This window comes from Proteiniphilum sp. (assembly GCF_040307845.1).
Lineage (GTDB): Bacteria > Bacteroidota > Bacteroidia > Bacteroidales > Dysgonomonadaceae > Proteiniphilum.
In genome coordinates, this window is the sequence record NZ_JAWRIS010000061.1 from 241,937 (window position 1) to 254,684 (window position 12,748).

At 39.1% G+C, this 12,748-nt stretch carries 6 protein-coding genes; all 6 read left to right on the forward strand.

The window, feature by feature from the left end; genetic code table 11:
• Positions 1 to 9: 9 nt before the first annotated feature.
• On the forward strand, positions 10 to 1,515 hold the full coding sequence (locus ABV001_RS15645; RefSeq protein WP_352423670.1) for an oligosaccharide flippase family protein: 1,506 nt from the start codon (positions 10 to 12) through the stop codon (positions 1,513 to 1,515).
• A gap of 91 nt (positions 1,516 to 1,606) precedes the next feature.
• Positions 1,607 to 3,748, forward strand: a complete 2,142-nt coding sequence (locus ABV001_RS15650) for a S46 family peptidase (protein ID WP_352423671.1) — start codon at positions 1,607 to 1,609, stop codon at positions 3,746 to 3,748.
• Positions 3,749 to 3,939: 191 nt separating this feature from the next.
• Positions 3,940 to 4,659 carry a DUF6088 family protein gene (locus ABV001_RS15655; RefSeq protein ID WP_352423672.1) on the forward strand — a complete coding sequence of 240 codons (720 nt, stop codon included), beginning with the start codon at positions 3,940 to 3,942 and terminating at the stop codon, positions 4,657 to 4,659.
• A complete protein-coding gene (locus ABV001_RS15660; RefSeq protein WP_175533498.1) occupies positions 4,656 to 5,609 on the forward strand; it encodes a nucleotidyl transferase AbiEii/AbiGii toxin family protein in 954 nt (317 codons plus the stop codon). Before ABV001_RS15655 ends, ABV001_RS15660 begins: the two co-directional genes overlap by 4 nt.
• A 24-nt stretch (positions 5,610 to 5,633) precedes the next feature.
• A complete protein-coding gene (locus ABV001_RS15665; RefSeq protein ID WP_352423673.1) occupies positions 5,634 to 8,921 on the forward strand; it encodes a helicase-related protein in 3,288 nt (1,095 codons plus the stop codon).
• A 2-nt stretch (positions 8,922 to 8,923) separates the two neighbouring features.
• Positions 8,924 to 12,718, forward strand: coding sequence for an Eco57I restriction-modification methylase domain-containing protein (locus ABV001_RS15670; RefSeq protein ID WP_352423674.1), 3,795 nt, complete (start codon positions 8,924 to 8,926; stop codon positions 12,716 to 12,718).
• Positions 12,719 to 12,748: the final 30 nt, after the last annotated feature.

The window sequence follows — 12,748 nt, forward strand, 5'->3', positions numbered from 1 at the left end:
CAAATAGATATGGCAGGAGGAATGAAATCATTGGCAAAGGAGACTTTCTTCTATGGGATAGGAAGTGTCCTTCCCAAGCTCCTTAGCTGGTTGTTATCGCTCTACTGGGCATTTGCCCTGCCAAAGATCTCCGATATCGGAGTGCTGACCAATTTTTATGCCTGGGTGGCGCTTTTGCAAGTGATACTCACTTATGGGATGGAGACCGGTTTCTTCCGTTATGCCAATAAGGAAAAAGATCCTGTCAGGGTTTTTTCTACTACCTTTATCAGTATAGCTTGCACTACATTGCTTTTCTTTGTCGCGGCCCTCTTATTGTTGGAGCCCGCAGCTTTTGCCTTGGGAGGTGTGGCAATGAAGCCGCGTTATCTGCTTATGCTGGTGAGCATCCTATGTTTTGATGTGTTGGGGGCTATTCCATTTGCCAACTTAAGGTTTAAAAAACGTCCCATCCGCTTTGCGATGATCAAATTGATCAATGTGGTGCTGACCATCATTTTCAATTTGTTTTTCTTCCTTGCCTGTCCCCGCCTGCAAGCAATATTTCCTGAAGCTTTTGCATGGTTCGACATTAGCCACGGCGTGGATTATGTGCTGATCTCCAACCTTGCTGCATCAGTGATCCAGTTCCTGATGGTGTCGCCGGAGTTGAAAGTCAGGTTTACATTCGACCGGGTATTGTGGCGGCAGATACTGCGATATTCGTTTCCTATCCTTATCCTGGGTGTGGCGGGCGTATTGAATCAGACGGTGGACAAGATTGTCTTTCCGTGGGTATATCCCGATGCCGACCCGGAGAAAGCCAATGCGCTGCGGGAACTGGGTATTTACGGGCAGAATTTCAAGATTGCCGTCATCATGGTGATGTTCACCCAGGCTTTCCGTTACGCTTTTGAGCCTTTCATATTCGCAAGGAACAGGGAAGCGGCAGACGACCGGCAATCGTTCAGCGATGCGACCAAATACTTTATCATTTTTGGATTGCTGATTTTCTTGCTAACCACTGGTTATATTGATATTATCAAAGGATTGTTCCCGGAACGGTATCATGTGGGACTAAAAATAGTGCCTATCGTCCTGTTGGGCGAGCTCTTTTTCGGCGTTTATTTCAATCTTTCGTTGTGGTATAAACTTACCGACCAGACCCGCTGGGGAGCCTACATGTCGGTCTTTGGCTTTGCCATCACCATAGCAATCAATATCCTTTTTATTCCCCGGTTCGGCTATATGGCTTGCGCATGGGCATCATTTATCGCCAACCTTGCCATGATGCTGGTCTCTTATTTCCTGGGACAAAAGAATTATCCTATTCCCTATAATCTCAAATCGGCTGGATTCTTTTTCATCTTGTCGATGATTCTTTTTGCGGGAATCACACTGGTGTATACCTATGTGCCGAACGTGTGGTTGCGGTTACTGGTCAATACGCTGTTGATCGCGGTGTATATTTTTGTGGTTGTTAAAAAGGAACTGCCTCTGCGGGCATTGCCGGTGGTGGGGAAGTATTTTAAGTGAGTGCCTAAGTGGTTAAGTGCCTAGGTGCCTAAGTGGCTAAGTGCAAAATAGTAATTTGTCATTTGTAATTGGTAATTTTTAATAGTGTTTTATGAAGAAATTAGGTTTGTTGGTCGCGATATTTCTTGCGGCGTTGACGGTGAAAGCCGATGAGGGTATGTGGTTGCTCAAGGAGTTGAACAGCGAGAGTGTGGCCCGTATGAAAGAGTTGGGATTTACTTTTCCCGTGGATCAACTATACGATGAGAATAATCCGTCCCTCAAAGATGCTGTGGTGATTTTCGGCGGTGGATGTACCGGCGTGGCAGTTTCCGAGCAGGGACTGATATTTACCAACCACCATTGCGGTTACGGGGCTATCCAGAAACTGAGTGCCGTAGAGCATGATTATCTGAAAGACGGGTTTGTTGCCAAATCACAAGGCGAGGAACTGCCTGCCGACGGACTGACTGTATCGTTCCTGAGATCGATGACAGATGTGACCGACCGGATTTTGTCACAGGTGCCCTCCGTACTCAGTGAAATACAACGTGAGCGGGCAATCGATTCTCTCTCTACGGTGTTGATGGATGAATATGAAAATGATCCTTTTACCAGCGTGAGGATAATTCCTTTCTACTCACGTAATCAATATTATCTGGTGCAGTATGATCAATTTCGTGACGTGCGCCTTGTCACTACGCCTCCCTCTTCCGTGGGGAAATTCGGCGGAGATACCGACAACTGGATGTGGCCCCGCCATACCGGCGATTTCTCGGTGTTCCGTGTCTATGCGGATAAAGATAACCGTCCGGCCAACTACAGTAGCGAAAATGTACCTTATCAACCTAAATATGTAGTGCCCGTGTCACTCGATGGGGTGACCGATGGTGATTATGCCATGACTGTGGGTTACCCCGGCAGCACACAACGTTACATGTCGTCGTGGGGCATCCGCCAACGGATGGAATCGGAGAACAAACCCCGCATTGAAGTGAGGGGAGCCAAACAGGATATCTGGTGGAACGCGATGACCCAAAACGATACCATCCGCATTAAATATGCCAATAAATATGCCGGCAGTTCCAATTATTGGAAGAATTCCATGGGGATGAACGAGGCGCTTACCAACCTGGAAGTGCTACCCGAAAAAGAGGTGCTGGAAGCAAGATTGAATGAATGGATCAATAGCAATCCTGTTCGTAAGGCCAAGTATGGCAATACCCTCGCTACCCTGGAAGAGGCTTATGCCGAGTCCGGTGATTTGGCTCTGTATACTTCTTACTTTTTGGAGACATTCAAAAACGGAATCGAGTTGATCCGCTTTGCCAATACCATCCTACAATTCGATAGTGATGGTACCGAAGAGGACAAGCAGGAATTTATCAACGAACGGTTTATAGAGTCGTATAAGAATTATGAACCTGCACTCGACAGGAAGGTACTACCCATATTGATGAAACTCTATGCCGAGCGTGTTCCCGCAGAGTATCACCCTGATATCTACCGGAAAGTGCAGGATGAGTTCGGCGGTGATTATGAACAATATGCCGACTGGTTGTTTGCCAACTCCCGGTTCACATCATTAGCAGAGTTACTGGAATTGCTGAAGACGGCAGATACACAGTCGCTCACAGAAGACCCGGCCATGGAACTGGCGTTGTCGACTGCAGATATGGGTTATGAGTTGTCGGGACAAATGATGCCCTATTATGAAAAAATGCTCAGAGGAGAACGGGAATTTATGGCTGCCCTGATGGAGATGGATGCCGACAGGACTTTTTATCCGGATGCTACCTTCACCCAGCGTATGAGTTACGGGACGGTAGGAGGATACCAACCGCGCGATGCCGTGTGGTATGATTATTACACTACGTCAAAGGGGATATTGGAAAAGCAGAAGCCGGGTGATCCCGAGTTCAATGTGCAGGAGTATATCCTGGATGCCATCCGTTCCGGGGATTTCGGTGGTTATGCCGATCCGGAAGGTGTGCTGAGAGTCAATTTCCTGTCGAATAACGATATCACCGGGGGTAATTCCGGTAGTCCGGTTCTGAACGGGAATGCAGAACTGATCGGACTGGCATTCGATGGAAACTGGGAGTCACTCAGTGGCGATATCCTTTTTGAACCTGAAATGCAACGTATGATCAGCGTGGATATCCGTTACGTATTGTATGTCATCGACAAGGTGATGGGGGCATCGCGTGTGATGGATGAGTTGAAACTGGTGAAAAAGGGCCTGAGTGATTAAGGGCCTTAGTGATTAAGTGCCTGAGTGGTTGAGTGCCTGAGTGATTAAGTGCCTGAGTGATTAAGTGGCTGAGTGATTGAGTACCTGAGTGATCAAGTGCCTTCTGGTTTGAGGTGTTTTTTTAATAATTCCTGTTTTTACCCGTAAAAACAGGAATTTATTTTATCTTTGCGGTAATGATCAGTGAAAATATGACAGAGATTATAAAAAGGACAATTGATAAATTTCCATTTGGTTTTGTGATTACGCCAAGTGATTTTCCGGTTGATTTGAAAAAACAAGCATCGGTTAATCGAATACTGAACAATATGGTGGCTGCCGGTACTATTCGTCGTTTGTCGAAGGGGCGTTTTTATAAACCACAAATAAGTAAGTTCGGAGAACTCCCTCCTGATACATACCAAATTGTAAAAGACTTGCTTGAAAAAAACGGGAAAATAACGGGATATATCACTGGGTACTCTGCTTTTAACGATTTAGGGCTTACTACTCAAGTGCCTTTTGCCTTGCAGATTGGAGTGAGGCATGAAAAAAAAGCTATTCAACGAGATGTATATCGAATTAGTTTCATTAAGCAAAAGAATGCGATAACTAAAGAGAATATTCCTTTGCTACGTTTGCTTGATAGTTTACGTTTCTTTAAAAACATACCTGATACAATGCCTGATGATGCATGTAAGCGGTTACTGTATTTATTCTCCCAACTCGACAGAGCGCAAACCGACAAAGTAAAAAAATTAGCACTAAATTACAATCCTGCCACAATTGCATTGTTAGGTGCCATCCTTGAGACCCTTAATGAAAATGAAGATACAACGAGGCTGTTAAAAGAACTCAACCCTCAAACTTCTTATAAATTAGGCATTTCGGAAAAAGTATTGCTTAATCAACAAAAATGGTACATAAAATGAATTTACATACAAATAAAGAATTGTTTTATACACTTATAACTTTGACAGCAAGGCATTTTCGGATGACACCTGCTTTTGTTGAAAAGGACTATTGGATCACACTTATTCTCTATAATTTGGCAAATTCCCCTTTTTCTAATGATGCTGTTTTTAAGGGTGGAACCTCTTTGTCTAAGGGTTACAGATTAACAAATCGGGTGTCGGAAGATATCGACATTGCTGTAATCGAAGAAAAGCTGACTGGTAATGCGTTGAAAACAAAAATCCGCAACATTGAAAAAGGAATAACAATCAATTTCACAGAAATTACAGTACCGAATATTAGCAGCAAAGGCTCTATATTTCGAAAATCTGTCTTTGTATATCCTTCTATTATTTCAGGAGTTTTGAATGGGAATGCGTCAAAGCGGATTATTGTAGAAATTAATTCGTTTGCTAATCCGTATTCTTATTTGCAACAGGAGATAACCTCTTTTATCTCGGAATTTCTACTGGAAACAAAACAACCGCAGACCATAGATGAATATGGATTACATTCTTTTTCTCTCAATGTGTTAGATAAACGTAGAACGATGCTTGAAAAATTGGTTTCGCTCATACGTTTTTCTTTTTCAGAAAACCCGACGCAAGCACTTGCTTCCAAAATACGTCACTTTTATGATTTATATTATCTAACTCAAGATTTTGATTGTCAGGGATATTTAGAATCAACTCATTTCAAATCGGATTTTTCGGAATTGTTATCACATGATAAAGATGCATTTGATACGCCTAAAGGATGGCAAATCAAAGACATTTCAACATCGCCATTGGTAGATAATTTCTCGGCATTGTGGGGCGGCTTGAAAACAACTTATCAAAATGAATTGTCTCAATTGGCATTTGAGACAATTCCTGATGAAAAATTGGTCGCTCAGAATTTTGAAAAAATAATCAATCGAATTAGGTAAATAATAAAGCACAAAATTGATAATATGGAAGGTAATTTTATCACCAATCAAAACAATAGATTTCTGTCTGAAATAATAAATGGCATTTTACCTAAATGCGATAATAGTTATTTTTTAGTCGGGTATTTTTACTTTTCAGGCTTTGTGGAATTATACGAGCAATTGAAGGATAAAAATATAAGAGTGCTTGTGGGGTTGGATATTGAAAGGGATATGATTAATCGTATTCGGGAAGTTGATTATCATTCAACACTGAATCTCACCCGTGCTGAAGTAAAGCAAAATTACTATTCCTCGCTGGTTGAACTATTCAATGAAACAGATTACTTCGATAGTCAGCAACAGGAAGAGGCTTTTAAAATTTTCTATGAAAAGATAAAAGCCGGCACATTGCAAATTCGAAAAACCAAAGAGCCCAATCACGCTAAAATGTATCTTTTCGAAAACAGGGAAGAGTTTGCGGAATGTGGAACATATCCCGGAGCACTAATAACAGGATCAAGCAATTTATCTTTGTCCGGATTGAAAGGCCGTTTAGAATTAAACGCCATTCTTCGTGCCAGAACCGACTTTTTGGAAGGAAAGCGTATCTTTGATGAGTTATGGGATAATGCTATAATTATCGCTGATAAAAATAATATCACAGAATTTGAAAATGGGGTAATTGAAAAAACTTGGTTTGAGAAGTTGTATTCGCCATACTCTTTTTATCTCAGGGTTTTACATGAATATTTTTCTATTAGTTATGACAAGGATTTTAAAACAGCCCACGAGATTACAGATGGCAAATTTTTAGATTTAAAATATCAGGCAGATGCCATTCAAATGTCGCTGGCTACAATAGAGAAGCATAACGGGGTTATTATTTCCGATGTAGTCGGTCTGGGGAAAAGTATCATTGCTTCGGCAGTTGCACATAATATGGGATTGCGGACTATTATTATTGCGCCTCCACATCTCAAGCAACAATGGGAAGATTATCGTTCAGAGTTTAGTTTTAATGCGAAAGTTGAAAGTAGCGGCAATATAGAAAAAGCACTGAATTATTATAAAGAACGTGATGACGAAAAAAAGAAATGGCTTATTATTATTGATGAGGCTCATAAGTATAGAAACGAGTACACCCAAGACTATTCCAATCTGCACAAACTTTGTCAGGGGAATAAAGTGATGTTGCTTACCGCCACGCCATTTAACAATAAACCCCAGGACATCTATTCTATGATACGCTTGTTCCAGATTCCGTCAAAATCTACACTCAAAACAGTGGATAATCTGGGGCGAGAATTTCGGGAACTGATTAAGCAGTATAAAGAATTGGCAAAAGAACAAAAGGAGGGAAAATTAACAGCCATTGAAATACAAAAGAAGGTAGATGATATTGCAGGAAGAATTCGTGCGATTATTTCTCCTTTGGTCATTCGTCGCTCTCGACTCGATTTGAAAGCAATTACTGCTTATAAAACAGATTTAAAAAAGCAAAAGATTGATTTTGCAGAAATGAATGACCCTGAATTGTTAGAATATCCTTTAGGGAAAATGAAAGATTTATATTTAGAAACACTAAATCTTATTTCTCCTGACGTGCCAACAGACATAGAAATTGAGGGAACATTCAAGGCTGCGCGCTATCATCCCATACAATATGTAATCCCCGAACGGGAACCACACTTACAAAAAGAGATTGAGAAAGCGGGGTTTGAATACAATCTGTTCAAAGGGACTCAACGAAATTTGTCGAAATTTATGCGTCATTTATTGGTACGTAGATTTGAAAGTTCCACAGCAGCATTTAAATTCTCTTTAGAATCCATGATAACCTCATCCAATGGCATATTGAAATGGATTGAAAAGAGAGGTAAAGTGCCGGTTTACAAAAAAGGATACCTCCCTGATGTGGATGAACTATATCAGACCGATGACGATAACATTGACAATGAGACAAGAGAGCAAGGCGTAGAGTTAGAACTGGATAAATTAACAGAAAAGGGCCTTTTTGAAATTGATGTGGAGGATTTGGAAGATAAATTTATTGATGACATAAAAGCTGATGTAAAGCTGTTGGAATCTATTCACGAAAGATGGTTCGTAAAAAATGCTATTCATCATGACCCGAAGGTAGAAGCATTCAAAAAGATATTATGTGAATTGTTGGAAAAAGAACCTGATCGCAAGATTATTGTATTTAGCGAATTTGCCGATACTGTAAACTATTTATACAATTGCCTGAAAGACGAAAACATGGGCGTATTTAAATACACTTCAAGCGATGCTTCTCCGGCGAACAAAGAAATTATCCGCACCAATTTTGATGCGGGGATTAAGGAGGAGTTGCAAAGTGATGATTATAAGGTTTTAATTGCAACTGATGCCATTTCAGAAGGATACAATTTGCATCGTGCCGGGGCCATTTTCAATTATGATATCCCATATAACCCTACAAGGGTTATTCAACGCATTGGACGTATCAATAGGGTAAACAAAAAAATGTTCGACCGATTATATATCTTCAATTATTTCCCGACCGATGTAGGGGAGAAAGAAACTCGAACAAAAGAAATTTCCACATTAAAAATGGCTATGATTCAGGCAATCATGGGTGAGGATACCAAAGTGTTGACAAGTAACGAGGAGTTACGGTCCTATTTCAAGGAAAGATATACAAAAGAGTTTCAGGCAAATGAATCTGAATCGTGGGAGAGTAAATACCGGAATCTATTAGATAAGTCTGCCAATAGTGAATATTATAAAGACGCTCTTAAAATGCCACACAGGGCAAAAATTGGCAGACAAACGGAGAAACATGCAGGAGTTTTAGTATTTGGAAAGAAAACCAATGATTATGTTTTTAAGTTGGGAGTTTCAGGAACTGATGTATCTTCATTAACTCCTGAAGAGGCCATATCCCTGTTTGAAGCAACCATTTTTGAACAACCCCAGAAAATATCATCCGGATACGATGCAATTTACCAAAACGTAAAACGCAAACTGTTCGAGACTCATAAAGATGATAAAGTGGAGAAGGCTAAGCGTGAAGCCTTGGATAAAATTAACGTTCTTCTTCGAATGGAAATAATTGATAAAGATTATCTCAACGATTTAAAAGAAGTCATAGAATTAGATGGCCTTCCGGGACATTCCATCCGGTTTATCAATAATTTAAAAATGAAAGATTACAATTCTCTTCCCAAACAAATAGAACAAGGATATATCAACCGGATGATAAAACTCTCCCGCGAAATTGACTTGGGAAGCGAAGTGTTGATTTTGTCTGAAGAGTTAACGCGTAATTCAAATTTGAAAAATAAGTAGTAATGAGTAGTATAGATTTCAAACAAGCATATAGTCGAGAGACGTTTTTAAGTTTCTTAGAGAAAGACTTTTTACCGGATGATTTGCGCATTGAACGGGAAAGTATAGACTATTCGGCAAAATACACCCAGCAGGTTACCCGTTTAGGTGAATGTCAAAGTTTAAAGCTTGATGTTATTGAGATTATTCATGCTTCAACTCACGACGCACGGGTAGGTTTATCGAAAGAGGCTTTTCGGCTACTACTTGAAAGAAGCAAGTATAACAGGGCGCTAATACTCTTTGTGCCAAAAGATAACCCCGAAACCTATCGTTTTTCTTTGGTAAGTATTGAAATAACGTTGGATGAACATAAGATCCGTCGTTCCTATTCCAATCCTCGCAGATATTCTTTTTTGTTGGGTGAAGAAGCAAAGGTGCATACTCCCACGCAATACCTTGTAAACAAAGGTAAAGTTAGAGATGTAGAAGACCTAAAGAAACGCTTTTCAGTAGAAGTGCTGACCAAAGAGTTTTATGCGGAACTTTCCGATTGGTATTCCTGGGCTATTTCTGAAGTTAAGTTTCCGGGAGAAAAAATAGATTCGACAAAAGATGAAAAAATTGAACATAATTCTAAGAATGTCATTCGGCTGCTTACTCGCTTACTCTTTGTGTGGTTTTTAAAACAAAAGCACCTTATACCTGATGAGTTTTTCAATGAACAGTACGTTGCCGATAATTTATTGAAGAATTTTGCTCCCAATAATCCCGAAAAACTGGGAGAATTATATAAATCTATTGAGAGTAAATACTATAAAGCCATTTTGCAAAATCTTTTTTTTGCGACACTGAACTGTCCAATTACAGCTCCCGGGGATGGTGATACTCGTGAACGTGGTTTTCGAAAAAGTAACAGCTATGGACAACACCGTGATGCCAATTACCTGATGCGTTACGAAATTTTATTCAAGAATCCTTCTCATTTCTTGGATTTGGTCAACAAGCAAGTCCCTTTCTTAAATGGAGGACTATTTGATTGTTTGGATAATAAATCAGCTCAACCGGCAGAGTATATCGATGGGTTTTCAGATAACCTTCCGGTACCCCATCAATTGATAGTCCCTGATTTTCTGTTTTTTGGAGAAAATCAGGGGAAGAACATAGACCTTACTTGGTTTTATGGCAATAGCAAGAAAAAAAAGAATGTGAATATTCGGGGGCTTATTGATATTCTCGAGACCTATAATTTTACAATTGAAGAGAACACGCCATACGACCAAGAGGTTTCTCTTGACCCGGAATTATTGGGAAAAGTATTTGAAAATTTATTGGCAAGCTATAACCCCGAGACACAATCTACTGCAAGAAAACAGACCGGGTCATTTTATACGCCGCGAGAAATCGTACAATATATGGTAGACGAAAGCTTAACAGCTCATCTTAAGCATACTGTAGGAGATGATTTGGAAGGTGAATTTCGCCAACTGATGAACTACACTGACGAAGAGATGGTTTTGACGGAACAACAAAAAAGTGAAGTTATCAAATCATTATTCTCATGTAAAGTAATGGATCCGGCTTGTGGTTCGGGAGCATTCCCTGTGGGCATGCTTCAGCAAATGGTGCATATTCTTTCGCGACTTGATCCGGAAAACAGATTATGGAAGGAAATTCAAAAGAAAGAAGCACTTGTGGCAACATCCATAGCTTTGGATGAAGACGATGAGACCGCTCGTGCAGAAGCTTTAGCAGAAATAGAAAGAAATTTCAACAATAATTTAAGCCGTCCGGATTATGCTCGCAAACTTTATTTGATAGAAAATTGTATTTATGGAGTTGATATACAACCCATCGCTGTTCAAATATCGAAACTTCGTTTTTTTATTTCGTTAGTTGTAGAGCAAAATGCGACGACTGATTCATCCGACAACTTCGGAATTCGCCCTCTTCCCAATCTCGAGGCAAAGTTTGTAGCTGCCAACACCCTGATTGGATTAGATAAACAAGGAAACTTATCCGAGACGCAAGAAGTTCGCAAAGAGCAAAAAACTCTAAAGCACATACGCCATAAAATTTTTAGTGCGCGCAGTCCTGAACATAAACGCACGTTACGAAAGAAAGATAAAGAAAAACGAGAAAGAATAGCTGGACTTTTAGAAGAATCAGGATTTTTAGATAAAGGTTCTGCTGATGAACTGGCAAAGTGGGATCCTTATGATCAAAACGCAACTGCTCCCTTTTTTGATTCCGAATGGATGTTTGGGGTAGATGCTGGATTTGATATAGTCATCGGAAATCCACCGTATATTAAGGAAGCAACAGACCGTTCTGCTTTTAATGGAGTGAGACAATCAAAATACTACCAAGGGAAAATGGACTTATGGTATATGTTTGCTTGTTCTGGGATCGATATGCTTTCAGACAATGGTCATTTATGTTTTATAGCTACAAATAACTGGGTTACTAATGACGGAGCAAGCATATTAAGGAATAAAATAATATCTGATACGAGGATCATTCAGTTGATAGATTTCAACGATTTGATGATTTTTGAAAGTGCAAGTATACAAACAATGGTAATGCTATTTCAAAAAAATAAAACAGAAAACCATTACTTATTTGACTATAGAAAATTAAAGAAATCTAAATCTACAAAAGCAGACGCCATTAATTTGCTTGCCAAGTTAAGTACATCTGATGCAATCTATTTATATCCTCAAATTCAAAGAGATGGGTATACAAATAGTAAGTTGACATTTAGTAGAAACTCTATTTGTGAAACGTTAAAAATAATAGAGTTAAAACGAAATTTTTACTTATCAGGTAATTCTGATAAAAAAAATTCTTCATTTTCAGAAATGACTTCAGGAATAGATGTTTTGCAAGATTTTCTTAATAAAAAATCTGTTTCTGTTCTCGATTTCCCAGCTAAGGTAGGAGACGGCGTTTTTGTAATAAGCAATGCAGAGTATAAAAATCTTAATCTTACAGAAGCAGAAAAAGAAATAGTCAAACCATACTACACTACAAATCAACTAGAAAAATATTTTGGTAATAAGTTTAATACACATTGGATCATATATTCAAAGCCAGATACAAATATGAACAATTATCCTAATATAAAAAGACATCTCGACAAATATGAGAAAATTATAACATCTGTTTATAAACCGTATGGCCTTCATCGAGCGAGGGAACAACGTTTCTTTGAAGGAGAGAAAGTATTAGCTTTGCGGAAATGCAGTATATCACCTGCTTTTACATATACTGATTTTAGTTGTTATGTTTCAAGAGCGTTTATTGTAATAAAAACAAATAGGATAAACCAAAAATATTTAACAGGTTTATTTAATTCTAAACTCGTTGACTTTTGGCTTAAAAACAAGGGGAAGATGCAAGGAAATAATTATCAGATAGACAAGGATCCTTTACTAGAAATTCCTATTTATGCTCCCTCAAAAAACACTCAATTAATAATCGCTAAGTTGGTTGATTATATTATCTACCTTAAAGGAGTTAACAGAAAAATAAGTGACGACACGACGAATGAGTCCTTAGTTTCTATGTTTGAAAAGGTGATTGATGCGATAATCTATGAGTTATATTTTACAGATGAAATTCAATCACAACAAATGGATGTGATTCATTTAGTGGCAGAGTCTCTCAAACAAATAGATTCAAAACCGGTAGAAGAACAAATTATATTTCTGTTCAATGATTGGAGTGACTATGAAAACGAAATACGAAACAGAGTTATTTTGCAAGAGACTCGCAGTAAAAGTGTATCTGAAATAATCAAATCGATGCAATATTGATAAGAAATAAAAACAACAATGACTGAAGGG